At 44.6% G+C, this 24,955-nt stretch carries 17 protein-coding genes and 4 tRNA genes; 7 read left to right on the forward strand and 14 right to left on the reverse strand.

Annotated features, from left to right (window positions below):
- Positions 1-603 (reverse strand): cytochrome c nitrite reductase pentaheme subunit, encoded by a 603-nt coding sequence (gene nrfB / locus R7O13_RS13915; RefSeq protein ID WP_025767278.1) that lies wholly within the window; start codon positions 601-603, stop codon positions 1-3.
- A 450-nt stretch (positions 604-1,053) separates the two neighbouring features.
- Between nrfB and nrfA the strand changes: the two genes are divergently transcribed.
- Positions 1,054-2,481, forward strand: coding sequence for an ammonia-forming nitrite reductase cytochrome c552 subunit (gene nrfA, locus R7O13_RS13920; RefSeq protein ID WP_025767277.1), 1,428 nt, complete (start codon positions 1,054-1,056; stop codon positions 2,479-2,481).
- Between the two features lie 118 nt (positions 2,482-2,599).
- Here nrfA and R7O13_RS13925 read toward each other — a convergent pair whose 3' ends face one another.
- From R7O13_RS13925 to gyrA, 3 genes are all read right to left on the reverse strand, one after another.
- Entirely contained in the window at positions 2,600-3,154 is a 555-nt protein-coding gene (locus R7O13_RS13925; RefSeq protein ID WP_017636126.1) for a hypothetical protein, read from the reverse strand.
- Between the two features lie 42 nt (positions 3,155-3,196).
- Positions 3,197-3,820, reverse strand: a complete 624-nt coding sequence (locus R7O13_RS13930) for a tetratricopeptide repeat protein (protein WP_054701274.1) — start codon at positions 3,818-3,820, stop codon at positions 3,197-3,199.
- Positions 3,821-3,943: 123 nt separating this feature from the next.
- Complete coding sequence (gene gyrA / locus R7O13_RS13935; protein WP_017636128.1) at positions 3,944-6,655, reverse strand: DNA topoisomerase (ATP-hydrolyzing) subunit A; 2,712 nt, start codon at positions 6,653-6,655, stop codon at positions 3,944-3,946.
- A 475-nt stretch (positions 6,656-7,130) separates the two neighbouring features.
- Between gyrA and ubiG the strand changes: the two genes are divergently transcribed.
- From ubiG to yfaE, 4 genes are all read left to right on the forward strand, one after another.
- Positions 7,131-7,838, forward strand: coding sequence for a bifunctional 2-polyprenyl-6-hydroxyphenol methylase/3-demethylubiquinol 3-O-methyltransferase UbiG (gene ubiG, locus R7O13_RS13940; protein WP_005376820.1), 708 nt, complete (start codon positions 7,131-7,133; stop codon positions 7,836-7,838).
- 501 nt (positions 7,839-8,339) lie between these two features.
- Positions 8,340-10,622 carry a class 1a ribonucleoside-diphosphate reductase subunit alpha gene (gene nrdA, locus R7O13_RS13945; protein ID WP_005376819.1) on the forward strand — a complete coding sequence of 761 codons (2,283 nt, stop codon included), beginning with the start codon at positions 8,340-8,342 and terminating at the stop codon, positions 10,620-10,622.
- Positions 10,623-10,704: 82 nt separating this feature from the next.
- Entirely contained in the window at positions 10,705-11,838 is a 1,134-nt protein-coding gene (nrdB, locus tag R7O13_RS13950; protein WP_005376818.1) for a class Ia ribonucleoside-diphosphate reductase subunit beta, read from the forward strand.
- Positions 11,838-12,119: a class I ribonucleotide reductase maintenance protein YfaE gene (gene yfaE, locus R7O13_RS13955; RefSeq protein WP_005376817.1), complete on the forward strand. Its 282-nt coding sequence runs from the start codon at positions 11,838-11,840 to the stop codon at positions 12,117-12,119. The genes nrdB and yfaE overlap by 1 nt, the downstream gene beginning before the upstream one ends.
- An 83-nt stretch (positions 12,120-12,202) precedes the next feature.
- Here yfaE and R7O13_RS13960 read toward each other — a convergent pair whose 3' ends face one another.
- A complete protein-coding gene (locus tag R7O13_RS13960; protein ID WP_318304078.1) occupies positions 12,203-13,435 on the reverse strand; it encodes a CinA family nicotinamide mononucleotide deamidase-related protein in 1,233 nt (410 codons plus the stop codon).
- 191 nt (positions 13,436-13,626) lie between these two features.
- Between R7O13_RS13960 and R7O13_RS13965 the strand changes: the two genes are divergently transcribed.
- Both R7O13_RS13965 and R7O13_RS13970 read left to right on the forward strand, forming a co-directional pair.
- Positions 13,627-14,529, forward strand: a complete 903-nt coding sequence (locus R7O13_RS13965; RefSeq protein WP_005376815.1) for a DUF3943 domain-containing protein — start codon at positions 13,627-13,629, stop codon at positions 14,527-14,529.
- A gap of 221 nt (positions 14,530-14,750) precedes the next feature.
- The gene (locus R7O13_RS13970; protein ID WP_005376814.1) at positions 14,751-15,263 is read left to right on the forward strand and encodes a glycine cleavage system protein R; all 513 of its coding nucleotides are present in this window, start codon (positions 14,751-14,753) and stop codon (positions 15,261-15,263) included.
- A 77-nt stretch (positions 15,264-15,340) separates the two neighbouring features.
- Here R7O13_RS13970 and nspC read toward each other — a convergent pair whose 3' ends face one another.
- The 9 genes from nspC to uvrC all read right to left on the reverse strand — a co-directional run bounded on the left by nspC (position 15,341) and on the right by uvrC (position 24,955).
- On the reverse strand, positions 15,341-16,474 hold the full coding sequence (nspC, locus tag R7O13_RS13975) for a carboxynorspermidine decarboxylase (RefSeq protein WP_054577687.1): 1,134 nt from the start codon (positions 16,472-16,474) through the stop codon (positions 15,341-15,343).
- Positions 16,475-16,577: 103 nt separating this feature from the next.
- Positions 16,578-17,822, reverse strand: coding sequence for a carboxynorspermidine synthase (locus R7O13_RS13980; protein WP_012841628.1), 1,245 nt, complete (start codon positions 17,820-17,822; stop codon positions 16,578-16,580).
- Positions 17,823-17,840: 18 nt separating this feature from the next.
- Entirely contained in the window at positions 17,841-20,717 is a 2,877-nt protein-coding gene (locus R7O13_RS13985) for a pyridoxal phosphate-dependent class III aminotransferase (RefSeq protein ID WP_053350827.1), read from the reverse strand.
- A gap of 898 nt (positions 20,718-21,615) precedes the next feature.
- Positions 21,616-21,691, reverse strand: a tRNA-Gly gene (locus R7O13_RS13990).
- A gap of 13 nt (positions 21,692-21,704) precedes the next feature.
- Positions 21,705-21,791: transfer RNA gene (locus tag R7O13_RS13995), tRNA-Leu, on the reverse strand.
- A 78-nt stretch (positions 21,792-21,869) separates the two neighbouring features.
- Positions 21,870-21,945 (reverse strand) — tRNA-Gly (locus tag R7O13_RS14000).
- 36 nt (positions 21,946-21,981) lie between these two features.
- A tRNA-Cys gene (locus tag R7O13_RS14005) sits at positions 21,982-22,055 on the reverse strand.
- 463 nt (positions 22,056-22,518) lie between these two features.
- Complete coding sequence (pgsA, locus tag R7O13_RS14010) at positions 22,519-23,076, reverse strand: CDP-diacylglycerol--glycerol-3-phosphate 3-phosphatidyltransferase (RefSeq protein WP_005394805.1); 558 nt, start codon at positions 23,074-23,076, stop codon at positions 22,519-22,521.
- Positions 23,077-23,122: 46 nt separating this feature from the next.
- Complete coding sequence (gene uvrC / locus R7O13_RS14015; protein ID WP_318304080.1) at positions 23,123-24,955, reverse strand: excinuclease ABC subunit UvrC; 1,833 nt, start codon at positions 24,953-24,955, stop codon at positions 23,123-23,125.

Here is a 24,955-nt window from a genome sequence, read left to right on the forward strand (position 1 = left end):
CTATCTCTCCTCTTCTTTGGCAAGTTCAGGTTCGACGGCAAATTCAGAGTGACAATCCACACACTGCTTGATCAGTTGTTTTCTGTCGTACGACAACGCTTTGGTTTTCGCTGCGTGTACATCGTGGCAATTTGAACAAGTGAGGTTTTTGGCGTGCACATCGTGCGTCCAGTGGCTTTCTCTCAGTTGTGTCGGTGCATGGCAATCCACACATCGGCTGTTGGCTTTAAGAATCATGCTTGGATCAAGGAACACTTTGTCGTGTACCTCTTTCGATTGCGCGGCAGAAAACTTAATCACATCAGGCGCGCCTTCACGGTGATCAGGGCCGATGTTGCTATGGCAGTTAGTGCAATTGAGCTGCTTACCTTGACTCAATAACGCTTGCGAATCATGCGATAGATTCAGAGTCTCTTTGGCGTCCTTATGACATTGAAGACACTTGTAGTCTCGGTCACGGATCAACTCGACTTGATGACGCTCAGCTTGAGCACCTTCAATCGGCTCTGAAGAAGTCGCATGGGCGGCGATGGAGAAACCATAGATGGCAAAGACGAAGAGAAGTTTCAGCATTGTCTCTATGGTCAATTTTATATTGCCCATATTGTTCTTTCCTTAGCTCGATAATAATTGATAACTATTCTCAATTATTTATTTGAGCGACAATTAATTTCCTCTGAAGATATTTTTTAGATCTTCAAATGACATCAATTCTTATTTCGGAAAGCCACAACGCTAAACCTATATTTATAATACCTCTATTATTCATAAGGGGTAGAAACACCTGCTCAAAAAGCGAACTAAATCACCCTATTTTTAAAAAGGTTAAAACCCCAAAGCATTGCAGAACAATGACTTAACAACTACCACTTTAGGGGTATATAAATTCAAACATGACTGAGATCACTGGTGTAAATTGATCTAAAACAAGACAAGATTCACTCACTATTTCATCTATCCAATTAAGCAATATTATTAATCGTAGATCTCCAGTTCTTATTTGGAATAGCTTCTCACAACGCTGCTAATAAAAACGAATATGGAGGTAACACCGTGAGCATAAAACACTGGATGAGCGCACCTATTGCGGTTGCGACCTTATTCGCCAGCCAATTATTTTTGGTCGGCGCTCCGTTGGCAGCAGAAGAAAAAGGCCTCATCGATCCTCGTAACGATGTCTTTGAACAGAACCACCCTGATCAATACCATTCTTGGAAAGCAACATCCGAAAGTGAGCACATTGAAGATGCTCTAAGTGAAGACCCAAACATGGTTATCCTGTGGGCTGGTTATGGCTTCGCGAAAGACTACAACAAAGCGCGCGGTCACTTTTACGCAATTGATGATGTTCGTCAAACCTTACGTACCGGCGCACCGACTGATGAAAAATCCGGCCCTATGCCGATGGCGTGCTGGAGCTGTAAAAGCCCAGACGTTGCTCGCGTGATTGATGAACGTGGTGAAGACGGTTATTTCGAAGGTAAATGGGCACGCTTAGGCTCAGAAATCGTCAACCCTATCGGTTGTTCCGATTGCCACAACACAGGCTCTGAAGCCTTCAAGAAAGGCGAACCTGCGCTAGCACTGACTCGCCCATACGTCGAGCGTGCTTTTGATACTATTGGTAAAAACTTTGATGAACAGTCTCGCCTAGATAAGCAAGCATCGGTCTGCGCTCAATGTCACGTTGAATACTACTTCACCGGCCCAACTAAAGCGGTTAAATTCCCATGGGATATGGGCACCACCGTTAATGACATGGAGAAATACTACGACGCGTTGAATTTCAAAGATTGGACGCATGCCGTATCTAAAGCGCCGATGCTAAAAGCGCAACATCCAGGTTTCGAAACTTGGAGAGCGGGTATTCATGGTAAAAACAAAGTGGTGTGTGTGGACTGCCACATGCCTAAAGTGACCAAAGAAGACGGTACGGTGTACACAGACCACAAAGTGGGTAACCCATTTGATCGTTTTGAAGACACCTGTGCGCAATGCCATACCCAAACTAAAGAGCAGCTACAAGGCATCGTCTCGACTCGCAAAGCGCAAGTACTGAACATGAAGCTAACCGCCGAGAAGCAAATCGTAGCGGCACACTTTGAAGCAGGAGCAGCGTGGAAAGCAGGTGCAACAGAAGCAGAGATGGAACCTATCCTACAAGATATTCGCCATGCACAATGGCGTTGGGACTACGCGATTGCTTCTCACGGTGTTCACATGCATGCTCCTGAGGTAGCACTTGAAGTACTAGGTACTGCAGTTGACCGCGCTGCTGACGCCCGTACCAAATTGGTTCGTTTACTGGCAACCAAAGGCATTACTGACCCTGTTCAAATTCCAGATATCTCGACCAAAGCGAAAGCACAACAAGCACTGGGCATGGATATGGATAAGATGAACGCAGACAAGAAACACTTCCTAGAAACAGTAGCGCCAGAGTGGGATAAAGCAGCAGCTGAACGCGAAGCCACGTATTAGTCTAACTGGCAACGGTTAACTTATAGATACAACAAGGGGCGTACTGAACGCCCCTTTTCTTTCTTTATTATCTTTATCTCTTCATCCTGATTCTATCGAGAGACAAAAATCGAATGTACTAGCGACGAGGAAGCCTAGGTCTAGGTTGAATATTTGGACGTGCTTTAGGTATCTGCACATTTGGACGAGCAACTGGACGCTGGATCTTCGTTTCCGGTAATGCTTTTCTTTGTTGAACCTTTTCTTTCACCGCCTTGCCTTGTAAAGTCGCTGGTTCAATATGCTCCGGACGATTCTCCCATTGGGTTCGAATCTCTTGCTTTTGCTCGTCAGGCAGTGATTGCCAATGATCGTCAAGTTGGCGTTTCATGTTATCGATATTGGCGGACATATCGTCGTCTTTCCAATCTTCGATTTTGTCTTTGATGGATTGCTGTTGGTCTTCATCTAAACCATTCCACCACTCTTCCAGTTTCTCTTTGTATTCATCGTCGTTATCGCAACAGCCCGGATAGTAATAAATCCAGTAGTCGTCATGATCGTACCACCACGGGTCGTAGTAACCCGATGAATAATAAACCGTAGAGGAAGAGCCAGAATGATCGGAAGAGCTACAACCCGCCAGCACAGAGCCGCACAGCAAAACCAATATGCTTAGTGCTTTATTTTTCATTCGTTGCCCACCTTTCCCTCTATTGCTTGTTAAATTGTACGCTTACAACAGCTCTTTTGCTTTGTTAATAGAGTTAATGATTTGCACCCTATCTAAATTTGGATCATTAGAATCTAATAATAGTACCCAGGCATCAATCGCTTCCTGAAATCGGAATGACAGAAAATGATCATTTGCGATCAAAGACAAAGCGGCTTCATTGTGCGGTTCTATCTGCAAAGCTTGCTCCAAAAGCAAGCTAACTTCTTGCGTCATTGATTGCTGGTGAATGTAGTACAAGGTCGTCGCTTTTGCGGCAAGTTGCGTGGCACTGACTGGCTCAGTCAGTTGGATCGCGTAATCAAAACAAATCAGCGCGCCATCAAATTCCCCCTCTAGCAGGTAGCCCTGCCCGAGTTGGAACCACAATTCAGCGTTGTTCGGATCTTCACGCAACTGGTCTTGAATCTCTTTCATGATGTCACGAGCAGTCATCATTCGTGACATTTCCGCTTGTATTGGTTTAGGCGGAGTTTGATGCAGCAATAAGAAACTGGCACTCGTCACGACAAGTACTAACAGGCAAAAGCCAAACCATTGAGCAGGTTTAACTTTTGATGCACTCAGTGATAAGAGTACGATAAACAGCCCCATCAGAGTGATGGCAGCGAAAAACCAAACAGACATAACACGTCCTGTAAACAAAGATAACGTCAGTGTACGCATTTCTTACTTTAAATGCGTTGATACAGATACAAAAAAGCCGAGCAACTAAGGCTCGGCTTTTCATATCAGGATAACGATGTAAGATTACTCTTCGTTACCTTCCTCTGCATCATCAGCAGCTGGAGCGTCTTGCTGCGTATTTTCGTCGGTTGACTCTAACGCTTCTGCATCTTCATCAGCAGGCAGCTCTTCATCATCAACTTCTTCAATACGTTGCAAACCAACAACTGATTCATCTTCCGCAGTACGGATAAGCGTTACACCTTGTGTGTTACGACCAACTTGGCTAACTTCACCCACACGAGTACGTACTAACGTGCCAGCGTCGGTGATCATCATCATTTCATCACCTTCAACAACCTGGATAGCACCAACTACCGGGCCATTTCGCTCAGAAACTTTGATAGAAACTACACCTTGAGTGCCACGACCTTTTGTCGGGTACTCGCTAAGTGCTGTGCGTTTACCATAACCGTTTTCTGTAACCGTTAGGATGTCGCCTTCGTGCGAAGGAACAATAAGTGATACAACTTGGTCATTTTCAGCCAGTTTCATACCACGAACACCAGAGGCGGTACGACCCATAGGACGAACACCTTTAAACTTTATCTCTGGCTGACCATTCTCATCAAGAACTGGTTTACCATTTTCATCAAGTACTGGAATCTCTTCTGCTTCTTTAAAGCGAACCACTTTACCCGCTTTAGAGAACAGCATGATTTCATTTTCGCCGTTAGTGATATCCACACCGATTAACGAATCGTCTTCACGTAGGTTCACAGCGATTAGGCCGTTTGAACGTACGTTTGCAAACTGGTTCAACGGCGTTTTCTTAACCGTACCGTCACCTGTTGCCATGAAGATGAATTTGTCTTCAGAGAATTCATCAACACGTAGAATCGCGGTAATGCGCTCACCTTCTTCGAGTGGAAGGATGTTTACGATTGGCTTACCACGCGCAGTACGGCTCGCTAGAGGCAATTGGTAAACTTTCAGGCGGTATGTTTTACCACGAGTAGAGAAACACAAGATGTTATCGTGGGTATTCGCCACTAGAAGACGCTCGATATGGTCTTCATCTTTCATCTTAGTCGCACTCTTGCCTTTACCACCACGGCGCTGTGACTCGTAGTCGCTCAGTACTTGGTACTTAACGTAACCACCGTGAGATAGAGTAACCACAACGTCTTCACGTGCGATCAGCTCTTCCATGTCAATATCATGGCTCGCAGCTGTGATTTCTGTACGACGAGCGTCACCAAAGCCGTCACGAACCGCTTCAAGTTCTTCACGGATCACTTCCATCAAACGCTCAGTGCTCGCAAGGATATGCATGAGTTCAGCGATTTCTTCTAGAAGTGTTTTGTATTCGCCAAGAATCTTCTCGTGTTCTAGACCTGTTAGTTTATGTAAACGTAGATCTAGGATAGCTTGTGCTTGTTGCTCAGTCAGGAAGTACTGACCATCACGAATACCGTATTCAGGCTCTAGCCATTCAGGGCGCGCAGCATCTGTACCAGCACGCTCTAGCATTGCTGAAACGTTGCCTAAATCCCAACCACGAGCGATAAGACCCGCTTTTGCTTCAGCCGGTGTAGGTGCCTTACGGATAAGCTCAATAATTTCATCAATGTTAGCAAGCGCTAGAGCTAAACCTTCAAGGATATGAGCACGTTCACGCGCTTTACGCAGTTCGAAAATAGTACGGCGTGTCACAACTTCACGACGGTGATCAACAAAGCACTTCAACATATCTTTTAGGTTGAATAGCTGTGGCTGGCCATTGTTTAGGGCCACCATGTTGATACCGAAAGTGGTTTGCAGCTGAGTCTGAGCGTAAAGGTTGTTTAGAACTACTTCGCCCACAGCATCGCGCTTACACTCAATAACAATGCGCATACCGTCTTTATCTGACTCGTCGCGCAGTGCACTGATACCTTCTACTTTCTTATCTTTAACTAGCTCAGCGATCTTTTCGATCAAGCGAGCTTTGTTCACCTGGTAAGGAATTTCAGTGACGATAATGGTCTCTTTACCATTCTTCTCCACTTCGATGTCCGCTTTCGAACGCATGTAGATTTTGCCGCGACCTGTTTTGTACGCGTCTACAATGCCTTTACGACCGCTGATAAGCGCCGCCGTTGGGAAATCAGGACCAGGAATGTAATCCATTAGTTCATCAATAGTGATTTCTTCATTATTGATGTATGCAAGACAGCCATCAATCACTTCGCCAAGGTTATGAGGCGGGATGTTGGTTGCCATACCTACTGCGATACCAGAAGCACCGTTAACCAATAGGTTTGGAATTTTAGTTGGAAGAACCGCTGGGATCTGCTCAGTACCGTCGTAGTTTGGTACGTAGTCTACGGTTTCTTTGTCTAGGTCAGCCAATAGTTCATGGGCAATTTTTGCCATTCGAACTTCGGTGTAACGCATTGCCGCAGCAGAGTCGCCATCGATCGAGCCAAAGTTACCTTGACCATCGACCAGCATGTAACGAAGCGAGAACGGCTGAGCCATACGTACGATTGTGTCGTACACAGCACTGTCACCATGTGGGTGATATTTACCGATTACGTCGCCGACAACACGGGCTGATTTTTTATATGGTTTGTTCCAATCGTTGCCTAGTACGTTCATCGCGAATAAAACGCGGCGGTGTACTGGTTTTAGGCCATCACGCACATCTGGAAGAGCACGACCCACGATGACTGACATCGCATAGTCTAGGTATGAACCTCTAAGCTCATCTTCAATGTTTACGGGCGTGATCTCTTTAGCTAAATCGCTCATAGAGCCATTATCCCTCTATTATCTGATCGTAATTACGATACGTGTAAGGTGCAAAAATATAACACACAATTCATCACTTCGGCATCACTTTCCCTCTCCTTTTATCAGGTTGTGAGCTTGGTTATGAATCAAATGTCGAGAATTTGCACACTCATCCCATATCTTTCTGATTAGTGGTTATATTTCGGTCAATATTGAGCAAAATCGGACCCTTTACGCGGAAAAGCGAGGTAAATTCCTTTAACCACACAACGCGAAAATGCAGGTTTTAGAGTTATTGTCACTGGCACCAGTTCAAGGATGAACCAAAAACAATAGCGAGCGCTTTACAAATTACAGGCACCTGTCTCGATTGCCGCGCCAGTGAACTCTGTCATTGTCCCTTAACTAAGCACATCGAGGTTGTTTGGGTGTAAAACGTTGGAGTATACTGGCGCCCTCTAAAGGACTCAGATTGAATGCAATAAAACCAATTATGACTAAAGCACAAAACGTCGACCCAAGTGAAATTAAGAAATTCGAGGACATGGCTTCTCGATGGTGGGATTTAGAAGGCGAGTTTAAGCCGCTTCATCAAATTAACCCACTTCGTTTGAACTATGTACTTGAAAAAGCAAATGGCTTGTTTGGCAAGCGCGCACTTGATGTCGGCTGTGGTGGTGGCATTCTTGCTGAAAGCATGGCAAAAGAAGGCGCTATTGTGACGGGGCTTGATATGGGTAAAGAACCATTAGAAGTCGCGCGACTACATGCATTAGAAACAGGCACTCAACTGACCTACATTCAGAGCACAATAGAAGACCACGCTATAGAAAACGCAGGAACTTACGATGTCGTGACTTGTATGGAGATGCTTGAACACGTTCCAGATCCTCTCTCCGTTATCCGCTCTTGTGCTGCGCTAGTCAAACCCGGTGGTCACGTGTTTTTCTCAACTTTGAACCGAAACATTAAGTCGTACTTATTTGCTATTGTCGGTGCTGAGAAGCTTCTTAAGATTGTTCCTGAAGGCACTCATGAGCACGATAAGTTTATCAAGCCAGCCGAAATGATGAAGATGATAGACCAAACTGACCTGACGGAAATGGGCATTACTGGGCTTCATTACAACCCTCTAAATGACAGCTACAAACTCGGTCGTAATGTAGATGTAAACTACATCGTTCATACTAAAAAATACTGAACGCTGTTGCGTTAAAAAATGTGTTTTGTGATTGACATTTTTTAAAGAAAATGAATCGGAAGCGGTAGCACAAAGTTGCCGCTTTTTTTGTCTTTTTATGGCTAAAATTCGTGCTCTAGATTCCATTTTGACCAAGCCATTTTTCGTAGATAAAAACGGCCAAAGATCAAGGAAAATATTTTTGCATGCGGTTATTTCTAAACCGATCTCGAAACCGTACTTTTAACCATTCAAGTCTGCCCTTTTCTCATCGGTTAGTGTTCACTTACTGATTTTTTTCATTTTGTCAGTTATCCACAAGTCATCCCCGATCTGTACCTTGATAAATCAGTGTAATAGCACTATCTTGTAACCCGCAAACAAATGAACCCCTATATGTTGTGTTTAAGCGACAATATATAGATAGACTTTGATCACAAAGCCGCCGCAAGCTTTACTCATATTGCACATAAACAAACAAAAATACGGCTTTTATCAGTTTTCTTAGGGAAATAAAGCAGAATGAACCAACAACTTACCGTCACTAAGCGTGATGGCCGTAAAGAAAGTATCGATCTGGATAAAATCCACCGCGTTATCACTTGGGCTGCAGAAGGTCTAGATAATGTTTCGGTTTCTCAAGTAGAACTTCGCGCTCACATCCAGTTTTACGACGGCATCACAACGACAGATATTCACGAGACAATCATCAAGTCTGCGGCAGACCTGATCTCTGAAGAGACTCCGGATTACCAATACCTAGCTGCTCGCCTAGCGGTATTCCATCTGCGTAAAAAAGCGTATGGCCAATACGAGCCACCAACGCTTTATGATCACGTGTCTCGCCTCGTCGATATGGGTAAGTACGATCAACATATTCTAGAAGACTACACAAAAGCAGAACTCGACGAACTTGATGCGTACCTCGACCATAAACGCGACCTAAACTTCTCATACGCGGCAGTTAAGCAGCTAGAGGGCAAGTACTTCGTACAGAACCGTGTTACGGGCCAAATTTACGAAAGTGCTCAGTTCTTATACATCCTTGTAGCAGCGTGCTTATTTGCGAAATATCCAAAAGCGACGCGTCTTGATTACATCAAACGTTTCTACGATGCGACATCGACATTTAAGATTTCTCTACCTACGCCAATTATGTCTGGCGTGCGTACCCCTACTCGCCAGTTCAGCTCATGTGTTCTGATCGAGTGTGGCGACAGTCTTGATTCTATTAACGCAACAGCAAGCTCAATTGTTCGTTACGTATCTCAGCGCGCTGGTATTGGTATCAACGCAGGTCGTATCCGTGCATTAGGCTCAGAGATTCGCGGTGGTGAAGCATTCCACACTGGTTGTATTCCGTTCTACAAGTACTTCCAAACAGCAGTAAAATGTTGTTCACAAGGTGGTGTACGTGGTGGCGCAGCTACTGTGTTCTACCCAATGTGGCACGGTGAAGCACGCTCACTAATGGTACTTAAGAACAACCGTGGTGTTGAAGAAAACCGTGTTCGTCACATGGACTACGGTGTTCAGTTAAACAAACTGATGTATCAACGTTTAGTTGAAGGCGGCAATATTACGCTATTCTCACCATCTGATGTACCTGGTCTGTACGACGCATTCTTCGAAAACCAAGAAGAGTTTGAGCGTCTATACGTGAAGTACGAGAACGATCCTTCAATCAAGAAAGAAACGGTTAAAGCGATTGAAATGTTCACTCTGCTAATGCAAGAGCGTGCATCAACGGGTCGTATCTACATCCAGAACGTGGACCATTGTAATACTCACAGCCCATTTGATTCTGAAGTCGCTCCAGTTCGTCAGTCGAACCTATGTTTAGAAATCGCACTGCCAACGAAACCATTAACTAACGTTGAAGATGACTCAGGCGAGATCGCACTGTGTACGCTTTCTGCATTCAACTTAGGTGCTATCAAGTCTCTAGATGATTTCGAAGAGCTATCCGATCTTGTTGTTCGTGCGTTAGATGCACTGCTTGATTACCAAGATTACCCTCTACCAGCGGCATACAAATCGACTATGAACCGTCGTACGCTAGGTGTTGGTGTGATTAACTTTGCTTACTACTTAGCGAAGAATGGCGTGAAATACTCTGACGGTAGCGCGAACGGCCTAACTCACCGTACGTTCGAAGCAATGCAGTACTACCTATTGAAAGCATCTGTAGCACTGGCGAAAGAACAAGGTAAGTGTCCTTCATTCGACGAGACGAACTACGCGAAAGGCTTACTGCCGATTGATACGTATAAGAAAGATATCGACCTAATTTGTGACGAAGCGCTGCACTACGACTGGGACAGCCTACGTAAAGAAATTATGGAGCACGGCCTACGTAACTCAACACTGACTGCGCTAATGCCTTCTGAGACTTCTTCTCAGATTTCAAACGCAACTAACGGTATTGAGCCACCACGTGGTTACGTTTCAGTAAAAGCTTCGAAAGACGGTATCCTGAAGCAAGTTGTACCAGAGTTCACAGAACTTAAAGACAGCTATGAACTGCTTTGGAATATCGGTTCGAACGACGGTTATCTACACCTTGTGGGTATTATGCAGAAGTTTGTTGACCAAGCTATCTCTGCTAATACTAACTACGACCCGTCACGTTACGAGACTGGCAAGGTTCCAATGAAGAAACTACTTCAAGACCTGCTAACAGCGTATAAGTTTGGTGTGAAAACGCTTTACTACCACAACACTCGTGATGGCGCGAAAGATGAACAGAAAGACGCTGTTCAACCACAAGATGACGATTGTGCTGGCGGCGGTTGTAAGATTTAATCTTCCCGTACCTAGCGAACCCGTAAAGACAGACTATCGATAACCTCCCCTTACGGGGAGGTTTAAAAGGAATTGAGGCATTATGGCTTACAGTACTTTTAACCAAAAAAAGAATGACCAATTGAAGGAACCAATGTTCCTAGGTCAATCAGTAAACGTTGCACGTTACGACCAACAAAAGTTTGAGATTTTCGAAAAACTTATCGAGAAACAACTTTCTTTCTTCTGGCGTCCAGAAGAAGTAGACGTATCTAGCGACCGTATCGATTACAACAAACTGCCAGATCACGAGAAGCACATCTTCATCTCTAACTTGAAGTACCAAACGCTTCTTGACTCTATTCAAGGTCGTAGCCCTAACGTGGCACTGCTGCCGCTTGTGTCTCTGCCAGAACTAGAGACTTGGATTGAGACTTGGTCTTTCTCTGAAACGATTCACTCTCGTTCTTACACACACATTATTCGTAACATCGTGAACGACCCTGCTGTGGTGTTTGATGATATTGTTGAGAACGAGCACATTCTGAAGCGTGCAAAAGACATCGCGCACTACTACGACGATTTGATTCAAGCGACGAATGATTACCATCGCTACGGTGAAGGTGAGCATGTCCTTAACGGTGAAACGGTTAAGGTTAGTCTGTACGATCTTAAGAAGAAGCTGTACATCTGTTTGATGTCTGTTAACGCATTAGAAGCTATTCGTTTTTACGTCAGTTTCGCATGTTCTTTCGCTTTCGCAGAACGCGAACTAATGGAAGGTAACGCGAAAATCATCAAGCTGATCGCTCGTGACGAAGCACTTCACTTAAACGGCACGCAGCACATGATCAACCTGCTACGTAACGGTCAAGATGACTTCACTTTCATGCAAATCGCAGAAGAGGCAAAACAGGACTGTTTTGACCTATTCAAAGAAGCGGCTGAGCAAGAAAAAGAGTGGGCAGAGTATCTATTCAAAGATGGCTCTATGATCGGTCTAAACAAAGACATCCTAAGCCAATACGTTGAATACATCACAAATATTCGTATGCAAGCGGTAGGTCTACCAGCAGCGTATCCAGAAGCAACAACCAACCCAATTCCATGGATTAACGCTTGGTTGTCTTCAGATAACGTTCAAGTTGCGCCTCAAGAAGCAGAAATCTCTTCTTACCTTGTGGGTCAAATTGACAATGAAGTTCGCGCAGATGACTTCGAAGGATTCGAGCTGTAATGGCAACACTCAAAATCAACAAACTGATCAGCATTGAATCCAACCCTTCCAATACGATTTTGGAAACAATGGAGCAAGCTGGCCTATTACCAGAATACAACTGCCGTGATGGGCACTGCGGCGCCTGTCGCTGCAAATTGGAGTCTGGTGAAGTGGAGTATGTTGGTTTTGCCATGGCTTACACACAAAGTGATGAAATATTACCTTGTATCTGTAAAGCAAAATCAGATTTGTCACTTAGCGGCGTTAACTACGCGATGAAAGAAAAGCAGCGCGCATAACGTTGACTCGACGGTATAAAATGCAAAAGCCAAGGTAATCACCTTGGCTTTTTTGTCTCTCAGACTACTGTAGAGAGCTTTGGTTATAAAGCACTGCTCGGGAGGTGCATCTCTTTAACTTTCTCTAAAAATGCATAATGCGCAAACATCGGTTTACGTTCTAGGTAGCGACGCAACAAGTCTAGTGCTGCCGTGCTGATCACTTTAACTTGATCATTGCGCTGATACTTTTTCGAGAGTTTATATAATGCTCCCCACTCGCCTGACGGTGTCGATAAAGCGACGGAAAAAACGCCCTCTTCAATATGGCCAGTGACGAGTGATAAATCCGTCCCACACTTCTCTCGCGTAGCACCAGCCAGAGCAAACGTTTCTGCTAATGGATCTCCGCTGTTGCCCATCGCCTGAGTCAGGCTCGGTAGTACCCAACCATGCCCTAGTTGCTTTTCAGCGTTTTCATCACTGTTTAGCCAGTACGTTAAGTATCCCCTGCTACTTTTTTCGGAGGTCGACACTGTTAGTCCTTTATCGACCAACAACTGGCCGACATTTTCAACCATAGGTAAGTCAATACTAACGGTATTACTCTCAAGGTGTTTATTAATTATCTGTACTAGTTTCAAACGCTGTTCAAGCTGATCTGAAGGACCAAAAAGTTTCACTTCAATAAAAGGCAAGTAAGAGCGATACCCTAGCTCATAGCCTTGAGGAAGTTTTAGCTGATCTAGCTTATCTGAAATACCGGATTCAGACAGACCAAACGTGTAGATTCGACTACAACATGAACCTTGAACATCGGGAAACACTCTTCTCAGATCGGGAAGAATTTGCGTCTCTGCCATGAGCTTAAATTCACTTGGTACACCCGGTGTGAAATAAAAAATGGCATCATTAATCAGCATTTTGAAACCGCAAGCAGTGCCTATCGGGTTGTCCAATATCTCTGCCGCTTCTGGCAGCATTGCTTGCTTTAAATTACTGTCCGGCATAGGGATGCCACGTCGAGCATACAAACTTTCTAGATGCTGCAACCACTCTTTGAATAGCACCAGTTTACAATCGGCAGCTCTCGCGGCGGCGGCAGCACTCATGTCATCCGTTGTAGGGCCTAAACCACCATTAACAATAACCACATCGTTGTTAAAGCTGAGCATTAAAAACTCTTCAACCAAACTCGATAGGCTATCACCAACCGTTGAGCGCTTTGTTAAGCCAAATCCATGTTGATAAAACAGGCTAGACAACCATGCCGCATTAGTATCAACAATATCACCGTGGAGGACTTCCTCACCAGTACTAAGCATTGCTATTTTCACAACTGACTCCTGAACGTAAGCACAATCCTATTTTCGTTATAGCGCTTATTTTTCTTTTTATTTGGACAAATCTCGCCGAGGTTTGTTGGGACTAAATAAGGGTCAAGTGTTTAAATGATTGATGTTTTGAGGGATAATTACGAGCCCGAACATACACCATTAACTCGGAGACCTTTGTGTCAAAATCATCCATGTTCAAGACGACTCTAACAGGCCTTTGCTTGGCTTCGTCAGCGCTTGCGCACGCAAGTCACTATGACCTAAGCCGTCATACAGAGTTTTCTTACACACCTGATTGCTTGTCAGGTTACTGCGAAACGACGACTCTGTACACCTTCGAGGCTCAAAATCGCGGTGTTATGTATGAACAGAATAATGATGATTCGCTAAACCTTGACGCAGGGCTTCAGCCTAAACATCTCATCATCCCTCAAGATAAAGACTGGGATTATCTGATGGGTCAAACCTACACCATTCTAGGTCTCAGTATCGCGACCGTAGGCATGATGACTTTTCTTCCAGAAAGTATCACCAAATGGGACGAAGAAGACCGAGACATGAGTAAGTTGGGGCAAAAGTGGAAAGATAATGTCTCTGACGGCCCCGTTTGGGATCGCGATGAACATGTCCTCAACTACATCATGCACCCATATTTTGGCGGCGTTTACTACACGGCAGCACGTCACGCTGGCTATAATGAATTTCAGTCGTTTTTGTACTCCGCAACTATGTCGACGTTCTTTTGGGAGTATGGCGTGGAGGCGTTCGCAGAAGTACCATCTTGGCAGGATATTTTTATCACACCATTCTTTGGTGCTGTTGTTGGTGAAATGATGTTAACGGCTGAGCAAGACATTATTGCAAACGGCGGCGAAGTTATGGGCTCTGAAACCGCAGGTGATGTTTCGCTCTTCTTCTTAAACCCTGTTGGACATATTCATTATTGGGTAACTGATGCATGGGGCGGTAGTGCAGAACTACAATTCAATTCATCACCTTGGTTTGGAAACCAAGATGTTGCAAAATTCGCCATGGACGCAGGCGCAAACTATGACAGTCAATTTTATGGTGTCGAGTTAAAAGTAACGTTCTAATCCTAAGTTGATACTCGGTAAAAAGCAGCCTTACGATGGCTGCTTTTTTGTGCTCTGAACATTATTTTAATTATTTCCATCACGAATTAGTGTTAAAAATTGACTTTCATCAAACATTACCTGCCCTTAGCACCTACACTAAATAAAAGGATTTATTCCAATAACTTAAGTAGCACGTTTATTCGTACTGCGTCCAAACCTTGATTCCAGGAGGGGACATTATGAACACCGTATTTATTGTTAATTTTGTCGGACAAGCGTCACCCGCCACGATTAAAGAGCTCGCTGCAATCACACACGAAAACGGCGGGAAATGGCTCATCAGCAAAGTAAACTTTATCGAAGACCAAGTTGCAGGTGTCATCAAAGTAGAGCTTCCAAGAGAAAATGCCGACATCGTTAAACAGGCGTTCTCTTCTTGTCAGACTCTTGTTGTTAGGTTCGTCGACTCTGAGCCTCATTCATATCGTGAAGACACTATCTTCCAACTTCGTTTAGATGCCAACGATAGAGCGGGTATTGTGAATGAAATTACTCACGTTCTCGATAATCAAGGTATCTCAATTTTAGATATGGATTGTCAGCGTGTATTCATTGCTGGAGGCGGAGGGGTAAGCTCTAGCTTATTCAGCGCTAAAATGGCGATAAAACTGCCTAGCGAGCTAGAAATTGAAGACATAGCCAATGAGTTAGAATCTCTGAGTGAAGACACTCGTGTGATTGTGGAGAGTTAATCACGTACTGTTATCGTTTCCCCAATAAAAAGAGCAGCGATTAAGCTGCTCTTTTGGTGCTTATGGCGCGATACGTCTTATTTCACTGACCACTGAGATAGTGAACGTTTGAAATCAGAGTAGTCAAATTCATTCAGTTTTTGAATGTCACCATTCGAGCGTTCACAGTAGACCGACGGCATACGTAGACCGTTAAACCAGTTCAATTTCACCATGGTGTAACCCGCACTATCAAGAATATGCAGACGTTGTCCAATTTCTAGCGGCTGTTCAAAGTTCGCCACGCAGAACTGGTCACCCGCAAGGCATGAACACGAGCCGATCACATACTCATGTTCACCATTTTCAGACGCTTCTAGAATCGATGCAGGCTCGTCGTAAATCAACGTATCAAGACGGTGTGCTTCTGTTGCTGAATCCACAATCGCGGTTTTCTTTACGTTCTCAACGATATCAACCACAGTGACCACTAGGTCAGTCGTCTTGGTAATGATCGCTTCGCCCGGTTCTAGGTACATTTGCACGCCGTGTTTTTCAGCAAACGCTTTCAGCGCTAGGCCAAGCTTTTCGATGTCATAACCCGGCCATGTGAAGAATACCCCGCCGCCCATGCTCACCCAGTCCAGCTTATCTAGGTACTCGCCAAACTGATCTGAAATAGCATCGAGTAAGCCGATAAACGCATCCACGTCTTTGTTCTCACAGTTCATGTGGAACATTACGCCATCAATACCATCAAAAATTTCCGGTTTGATGTGATCAGCCTGAACCCCAAGACGAGAGAATTGACGCGCTGGGTTTGCTAAGTCTTGCCCTGCATAGCTCACACCTGGGTTTAGGCGCAAGCCAATCGATGCTTTACCTTCGACAATATGACGATAAGCCGCTAGCTGTGACTGAGAGTTAAAGATCATCTTGTCACAGATGTCCGCCACATCGCGAACGTCATCTTCGCTGTAACCCACACTGTATGCGTGTGTCTCACCACCGAACGTTTCGTAGCCAAGCTTCACTTCAAACGGGCCAGAACTTGTTGTTCCGTCTAGGTAAGGCTTGATGATGTCGAATACACCCCATGTTGAGAAGCACTTCAGTGCTAATACAAGCTTCACACCAGAGATGTCTTTTAGCTGTTTTGCTTTCTCTAGATTCTCAATCAGCTTGTCTTCATTGATCATGAAGTATGGCGTTTTTAGTTCGTTTTGTTGCATTTTGATACCTTACGTCCCTTCGCCTTAGCAAAGACACTATAAAATCGAACAAAGCCGACGCAAGTGCATCGGCTTAAACGTACAAATAAGAGTCGCTAAATTCTTACTTCAATTTATGGATAACAGGTTGTCCTGGCTCCAGTTCTTGAACATGCCAATCTAGACCAATAGATGGCATGGTTTCTAGGAATGGGTCTGGATCTAGCTGCTCCATGTTGAACACGCCTTTGTCTGCCCATTTGCCACGGAAGAACTGCAAAGCCGCAGTGATCGCTGGTACGCCAGTGGTGTATGAGATAGCTTGGTGTTCAACATCTTCGTATGCGACTTCGTGATCAGCGTTGTTGTAAATAAATACACTGCGCTCTTTACCATCTTTCTTACCTTGAACCCAAGTACCGATACACGTTAGGCCAGTGTAGCCTGGCGCGAGTGATGTTGGATCTGGTAGTAGTGCTTTTAGCACGTGCAAAGGTTGAACAACCGTACCGTCGTGAAGCGTTAGTGGATCTGGGCTGAGTAGACCGATGTCGCGCATCACATTGAAGTAGTTTAGGTAACGGTCACCAAAGCCCATCCAGAATTCGATGCGTTTCGCCGGGATGAACTCTTGCATAGATCGAACTTCGTCGTGCGCCATTGAGTACACTTTGTGTGAACCACAATTCGGGAATTCAAACTCAAGCATACGTGAGTGACAAGGTACTTGTTTCCACTCGCCGTTTTCCCAGTAGAACGAATCGCCTTGAATCTCAAGCATGTTCGTTTCTGGATCAAAGTTAGTTGCGAACTTCTTACCGTGGTCGCCTGCGTTTACATCCATTACGTCGATAGTATCGATTTCATCGAACAGATGCTTCACTGCGTATGCGGCAAACACCGATACTACGCCCGGATCGAAACCAGCACCAAGAATACCTGTAATGCCCGCTTCTTCAAACTTCTCACGGTAACCCCACTGCCAATCGTAAGCTTGAGGTACTTGTTGGCCTTCAGAGCACAAATCAACCGCAACAGATGTATCAAGGTATGACACTTTAGCTTGGTAACATGCTTCCATAATAGACATGTTCACCCAAGGAGGACCTGCGTTGATCACTAAGTCAGGTTGTACTTCTTTAATTAAAGCAACTAAAGAATCTACGTCGTCCGCGTTTACCGCTCGCGCTTCTAATTTCTTAGTTGAATCTTTCAGATTGTTTTTCTTCTGAATCGATTCGATGATTTTCTCACACTTACCTACGGTACGTGATGCGATTGTGATATCACCCAGAACGTCGTTGTTTTGTGCTGCTTTATGTGCAACTACCCAGCCAACGCCGCCTGCACCAATCTGTAGAATTGCCATAGTTTTCCGTTACCTTTGTTAAACTAGCTCTGCCGCTAGCGTATTGATTTTTGAGAGCAAAGATTCAAAGTCCGCCGTCGTCAGACACGGGTTCAAAATCGTAAATTTCAATGCAGTTTTATCGTCGACAATGGTTTCACCCAATACCGCGATACCGCGTGTTAACGCTTCTAAGCGCAACGTTTTGTTCAGTTCATCAAGATCCGCTGATTCATGTGTCGCGCGGAACAGAACCGTAGATAGTGATGGTTCAGCCAACAACTCAAAGTGTTTGTTATCTCGAATCATGTCCGCCACTTCAAGCGTCTGTTCAAGCAAATGATCATACATATCGCCTAGGGCTTTTGGCCCTACGCTTTGCATCGTCATAAACACTTTGAGCGCATCAAAACGCTTAGTTGTCGCAATAGACTTATCCACCAAGTTCGGTAGTTCGTCGTGTTCGCGGTTCAAATAGTCTGCATGGTGAAGCAGGAATTTAAAGTTAGACTTGTCATTTACCAATAGCGCACCACAACTGATGGTTTGGTAAAACAGCTTATGGAAGTCTACGCTGATGGAATGTGCACGCTCACAACCTTTCAGACGCGCTTTTTGGCTACTTAGAATCAGAGCTCCACCGTATGCACCGTCGACGTGCATCCACATGTCATGTTTCGCTGCGATATCGGCGATAAAGTCTAAGTCATCAATAGCACCGTGGTCCGTTGTACCCGCTGTACCAACAATGGCAAATGGGATCAAACCTTCTGCTTTGGCCTGATTGAGAACTTCGTCTAACTTAGTGACATCCATCGTTCCATCGGCATTAGCATCGACGGTCATGACCGCTTTTTCACCCAATCCCATCCAAGACGCTGATTTTTGAACCGTGAAGTGGGATTTTTTCGAACATACAATACGTAGCTTGTCTGCGTATTCAGGAAGGCCAAGCTTTTGAATTGAGTGTGCACTGAGTTTGTCAGCAATCCAATCTCGCGCAAGCATCAAACCCATTTGGTTACTTTGCGTGCCGCCGCTCGTGAAGATACCGTCCGCTTTTTCACCTAACTCATATTTATCGCATAGCCAGTTCACAACTTTCTGTTCAACATAAGTCGCTGATGAAGCTTGATCCCATGAGTCCATCGACTGGTTCAAAGCCGCAATCATTGCCTCTGCCGCAATCGCTGGCATCAACGGTGGAGTATGCAGGTGAGCAATACAATCTGGATGTTGAGTAAAAATTGCGTTTTTCGCGACCAGATCAGCAGCATCGTCGATAACGGATTTAAGAGGCGCATTTCCATTATCAAGATCAACGTCGTGAATCGCTGCTTCCAATGCTTTTGGATCCATACCTGAATACGGTGCAGTCACTTGTTCAAACACTGACTTCATTGCCGTAGTAGTGTGATTCATCACCGAAGCAAATTCATTGCTGCCCATCTCTCCAGTGTGGATGAAATGCTTCTTCCATTCATCTTGTGGCTGAGTTTCGATGTGACTACCGCCAGCGGCTAAAATCGCGTCTTCAAATACACGTAAAGCAAAGTCGATTTGCTCAAACGAGATGATAAGAGGAGGAAGGAAACGAATTACTGCGCCTTCGCGTCCACCTTTCTCAACGATCAAGCCACGCTCGAGTGCTGCGCGTTGAATAGAAAGTGTGAGTTCACTATCCGCTTGAGGTTCACCAAATTTATTGAGCTCACCGTTTGGAGTTTTAATCTCCACGCCTAGCATCAAACCTTTGCCACGAACCTCTGCGATACAGTTCACACGCTTTTGAATACTTTCAAGGCCGTAGCGCAGGTACTGACCCGCAACATTGGCATGCTCAACAAGGTTATCACGCTGGATAATTTCTAATGCTTTCGCACCAGAGACCATAGCTAGCTGGTTACCACGAAATGTACCTGTGTGCTCGCCCGGCTTCCATGTATCATGTTGCTTGTTGATAACCAATAGCGACATTGGTAAACCACCACCAATTGCTTTTGATAAACACAGAATATCTGGAACAATGCCCGACTCTTCGAACGCGAAATTGTAGCCAGTTTTACCAACACCACACTGGATCTCATCGAAGATCAGTAAGATACCGTGTTCATCACAAATACGACGTAACTCTCGTAGCCAGAATGCTGGCGCAGGAACAACACCACCCTCACCTTGCACTGGCTCCACGATAATCGCGGCAGGCTTCATAATGCCTGACTCATCATCGTTTAAAAGACGATCGATATAGCGGATACTTGCTTTAGCACCTTCATCACCGCCAAGCCCAAAAGGACAACGCAGGTTGTATGGGAAAGGCATAAAGTGCACATCCGACATCAAACCAGTTCGACGAGCTTTGGTGCCTAAGTTACCCATCATGCCCATCGTACCGTTTGTCATACCGTGGTATGCACCACGGAAAGCAAACATGGTATTACGACCTGTCGTTTGTTTCGCTAGCTTGATCGCAGCTTCAACCGCATCAGCTCCAGACGGGCCACAAAATTGGATAACGCTGTTCTCGCTTAACTCTTGAGGAAGAAAAGACTTAACGGATTGAATAAACGTCGTTTTTGCTGATGTTGCAATATCTAGCGTCTGATATGGCAGTCCTGAATCTAATTGTTCTTTCAGCGCTTGGTTTATTTCAGGATGGTTATACCCCAAAGCTAGAGTGCCTGCCCCCGCAAGGCAGTCTAGAAAGATCTGTCCACGCGTATCTTCAACCAAGCACCCAAAGGCTTGTTTAATTGCGATCGGCAAACGACGTGGATAAGAACGTACTTCAGATTCATGCTCAGCCTGATCAATCAATACCTGATCTGGCGTTAAGTCATACGTTCCCTCAACGATAGGAACCTGAGACGAAAAAATGTTTGCGATATTGCTATCGACTTCAAAGGCAGTGCTCATACTACATAATCCCTTGAATTATAATAATTCTGTATCCTGTATTAATAATCATTAGAATGAAATTACAGGAGGTGTGAATACCCCTCCGCATTTGTCAGTGCATAAATGACAAATACAGATCATCCGCCACGATACTCGCGACTTTATATGTAAAAGGGATTAATCAAGGTTCTGTAATGCACCCGTTTTGTAAAACAGGACATTTCGGCAGTATGAAGCTGATTAGTGTGTGTTTATTCAAAGGTTTCAATGTTGGGTTTCCCATTAATATGCCGCGTTTACAGCATTAGTATCCCGTCTATCGACAAAAGGCTTTGCCGATACCTACCCTACGCAGTGTCACAATCAGCTTGAATGGTCACTACGCGTATCCCCCAGAGATCAAACGTTGTTAATTACGCTCCGAGATTGCGCGCGAATTTATCACAAAATAAAATCTTCTGGCAACGATTTTTCATATTAGTAACAGTGATGTAAATCACAACAAAACATACCCCATCGCAACTCGCATGTTCATATTCATGATCTATGCTTTTCTGCTTCTCTCAAACACCTGTTATTTAAACAAATATTCTTGAGATATCATCACCTCATCTAAACAGAGATGTAAGGTTGTGCTGCTTAATCGTAAAACATTCCTTTCTATATCCGGAACATTTAAAAAGATAGCATTCTCGTCACAGCTTTGCCTGGAGCAAGAGTGGTTATTCTCCACAAGTGATGGTTTAAACATAGACTAGTAGGAATGGCTAAGATGTTTTGCAGTGGCAGAATGAACAATCACTTGAGTCAATGAGACAAAGGGTTCGTTACTTAACGAAGTCTGTGACAGAAAAGAAGTTTGAGATTTTCAAAAAATACGAAAAAGGCCTAACATTTTCATGTTAGGCCTTAAATCTGGAGCGACACACGAGGTTCGAACTCGTGACCTCAACCTTGGCAAGGTTGCGCTCTACCAACTGAGCTAGTGTCGCATTTAATATGAGATGGTGCCCCGGGCCGGACTTGAACCGGCACAACGCGAACGTCGAGGGATTTTAAATCCCTTGTGTCTACCAATTCCACCACCAGGGCACACAAATATTCTTTGTGATGCCTTTACAGAAAAGTAAAACACCATCTGATACCGCTAAATGCCATATCAATAAAATTTGGAGCGACACACGAGGTTCGAACTCGTGACCTCAACCTTGGCAAGGTTGCGCTCTACCAACTGAGCTAGTGTCGCATTTTTCTCGAAAGCCATTCGCTCTCAAAAGAACAATGGAGGCGCCTCCCGGAGTCGAACCGAGGTCCACGGATTTGCAATCCGCTGCATAGCCACTCTGCCAAGGCGCCTCATTTGTGAATAAAGCTAAGCTTTTTCACCACCCTTTCGAGCCGTGCTCTCTTGGGTACGGGATGCATTCTACGGATTCGAGCGATCGAGTCAACACTATTTTTATTTTTTTAAATCGTTTGACTAGAATTTGTGCGAAAGACGATGGATTGCTTAGTTTTAATACTAAAAATCGCTTAAATACACTTGTTTATCATAAAACTTTGGCTACGCCTTACACTGCTGGCCGTGCGTTGCGTGCATTGAAGTATTAATAATCAGAAGACTCGCCTCTCTAAGACTCTCCAAGGACAAAAACAAGACTTAGATCACAAATAGAACTCTATCGAAGCAAAAGCCCCAGATACAAATTGCAAACATGGCCGTTAGCAAGCATTGAAAAGCGAGAGAAGCCAAAAAATGCTGTAGATTGTCTTAGATACAAAAAAGCAGGCTATTAAGCCTGCTTTCTAACATCCGAATTTAATGGTGCTCTTCATTCAACAGATCGTCTTTCGCAGCAGCCAAATATTGAATCATTGACCAATATGTCAAGAAAGTTGCCACATACAAGGCCGCAAAGCCTAGCCAAACCATCCATTCATCGTAACGCCATATCAACACCCATAAGGCGAACATTTGCGAAACAGTTTTTACTTTGCCAACCCAAGATACCGCAACACTTGCTCGCTTACCGATTTCAGCCATCCATTCTCGCAATGCTGAGATAATGATTTCTCGCGCAATCATCGTTACCGCAGGAATGGTCACCCAAATTGAATGATAATGTTCCGTGATTAGAATCAATGCCGTTGCCACTAGCACTTTATCAGCGACAGGATCAATAAACGCGCCAAAACGAGAAGTTTGGCCAAGTTTACGGGCCAACATGCCGTCAAGCCAGTCAGTAAAACCCGCTACCCAAAACACCATTGCTGCTGCAAACGGTGCCCATGAATAAGGTAGATAAAAGACAACCACAAAAACAGGGATTAGGAACAGTCTAAGAAGAGACAGAATGTTCGGGATATTCAAACGCATTTTATTATTCTCTTACACATTGCGGCTTAATGTTGCGCGATTTTCCTTATTGTTTCAATGCTTGGAAAATAATTTCTGCTAAAGAGTGACTTATTCCCGGTACTTTGGCGATTTCTTCGACACTTGCACGTTTAAGTTCTTGTAACCCACCCATGTACTTGAGTAACGCCTGACGTCGTTTAGGGCCGATTCCCTCAATCCCTTCGAGTGCACTCGTACGTCTGGTTTTACCTCGCTTAGCACGGTGCCCCGCTATAGCATGGTTATGGCTTTCATCACGAATATGTTGGATAAGATGCAGCGCAGGAGCATCGCTTGGTAAATGAAACTCGTCCCCATCGACTGTAATCAGCGTTTCTAAACCTGGTTTGCGAGTAACGCCTTTTGCAATACCAATCATGATAGGTCGCTTTGGCCAATCCCCCCAGTACTGCGAAATGATGTCATGCGCACGATTTAACTGACCTTTACCGCCATCGATAAAGATGATGTCGGGAATTTTCTCTACGTCCAATTGCTTCGAATAACGGCGCTCCAACGCTTGTCCCATTGCTGCGTAATCATCACCACCGGTAATCCCAGTAATGTTGTAGCGACGATACTCTTGCTTTACGGGGCCTTCGTTGTTGAACACCACACATGACGCAATCGTGCTTTCCCCCATCGTATGGGAGATATCAAAACATTCCATTCGAGCTATAGACTCCAACTTCAATGTTTCGCGAAGCGCATGAAAACGCTGATTAATCGTCATCTTGTGATTGATTTTGGTGGTAATCGCCGTTAGTGCATTCGTGTTCGAAAGCTTGAGATACCTTGCTCGAGAGCCAGTTGGCGACGTATGAAAATGAACCTTACGGCCTGCCACTTCACTTAACGCTTTCTGTATTGGCGCAATATCTTCTGCCAACTCTTGATTCAAAATAATACGAGAAGGAATTGTACGTGCTTCGTTATGGCTCAAATAGTATTGAGTCAGAAAACTATCGAACACTTCCTGCTGGCTTGTATTTTGTGGGATTTTCGGAAAATGGCTACGGCTACCAAGCACTTTGCCTTGGCGTATCATCAGGATATGGATACACGCGATACCATTCTCCTGAGCAAACCCGAGTACATCCATATCATCCATGCTGTCTTCTGAGACGTACTGCTGCTCTTGAACACGCCTAATCGCTTGGATTTGATCGCGAAATTTAGCGGCATCTTCAAAGCGCAATTGCTGACTGGCATCTTCCATTTTCTCAATCAACTGTTTGAGTACTTGCTGATCTTTGCCTTGCAAAAACATGCGCACAAAGCCAACCAACTCTGCATATTCTTCATCAGAAATGATGGTATTAACGCATGGTCCTGCACAACGACCAATTTGGTACATCAAACATGGGCGCGTTCGGTTGGAATAGACAGTGTCTTCACACTGGCGCACAGGAAATATCTTTTGCAGCAAATGCAATGTTTCTCTTACTGCACCAGAATCTGGGTAGGGGCCAAAATATTCACCTTTGCGCTTCTTGGCGCCACGGTAGATAGAAAGCCGTGGGTGCTTATGACCGCTAATAAAGATATAAGGGTAAGACTTATCATCTCGCAGCAACACATTGTATTTCGGTAAATACTGCTTGATGTAGTTATGCTCTAAGATCAGCGCTTCTGTCTCAGTATGAGTCACCGTGACGTCTATTTTGGCGATATTACTGACAAGCGCGCGAGTTTTCTCACTGTCTACTTTTTTTCGAAAGTAGCTTGAAAGGCGCTTTTTAAGGTCTTTGGCTTTACCTACGTAGATTACAACAGCTTCGGCGTTGTACATTCTGTAAACGCCGGGCTGATGAGTTACTGTCTTGAGAAAGGAAGCCGAATCGAAAGGAGGATTCAC

The sequence above is a fragment of the Vibrio sp. Y176 genome (assembly GCF_033438945.1).

What these genes read in the sequence shown, in the direction of transcription:
- R7O13_RS13985 (WP_053350827.1), bottom strand. Translation starts at nt 20,717, where the DNA reads ATGAGCACTGCCTTTGAAGTCGATAGCAATATCGCAAACATTTTTTCG.
- nrfB (WP_025767278.1), bottom strand. Translation starts at nt 603, where the DNA reads ATGGGCAATATAAAATTGACCATAGAGACAATGCTGAAACTTCTCTTC.
- ubiG (WP_005376820.1), top strand. Translation starts at nt 7,131, where the DNA reads ATGACTAAAGCACAAAACGTCGACCCAAGTGAAATTAAGAAATTCGAG.
- pgsA (WP_005394805.1), bottom strand. Translation starts at nt 23,076, where the DNA reads ATGCGTTTGAATATCCCGAACATTCTGTCTCTTCTTAGACTGTTCCTA.
- R7O13_RS13930 (WP_054701274.1), bottom strand. Translation starts at nt 3,820, where the DNA reads ATGTCTGTTTGGTTTTTCGCTGCCATCACTCTGATGGGGCTGTTTATC.
- nrdB (WP_005376818.1), top strand. Translation starts at nt 10,705, where the DNA reads ATGGCTTACAGTACTTTTAACCAAAAAAAGAATGACCAATTGAAGGAA.
- R7O13_RS13965 (WP_005376815.1), top strand. Translation starts at nt 13,627, where the DNA reads ATGTTCAAGACGACTCTAACAGGCCTTTGCTTGGCTTCGTCAGCGCTT.
- nrdA (WP_005376819.1), top strand. Translation starts at nt 8,340, where the DNA reads ATGAACCAACAACTTACCGTCACTAAGCGTGATGGCCGTAAAGAAAGT.
- yfaE (WP_005376817.1), top strand. Translation starts at nt 11,838, where the DNA reads ATGGCAACACTCAAAATCAACAAACTGATCAGCATTGAATCCAACCCT.
- gyrA (WP_017636128.1), bottom strand. Translation starts at nt 6,655, where the DNA reads ATGAGCGATTTAGCTAAAGAGATCACGCCCGTAAACATTGAAGATGAG.
- nspC (WP_054577687.1), bottom strand. Translation starts at nt 16,474, where the DNA reads ATGCAACAAAACGAACTAAAAACGCCATACTTCATGATCAATGAAGAC.
- R7O13_RS13925 (WP_017636126.1), bottom strand. Translation starts at nt 3,154, where the DNA reads ATGAAAAATAAAGCACTAAGCATATTGGTTTTGCTGTGCGGCTCTGTG.
- R7O13_RS13970 (WP_005376814.1), top strand. Translation starts at nt 14,751, where the DNA reads ATGAACACCGTATTTATTGTTAATTTTGTCGGACAAGCGTCACCCGCC.
- R7O13_RS13980 (WP_012841628.1), bottom strand. Translation starts at nt 17,822, where the DNA reads ATGGCAATTCTACAGATTGGTGCAGGCGGCGTTGGCTGGGTAGTTGCA.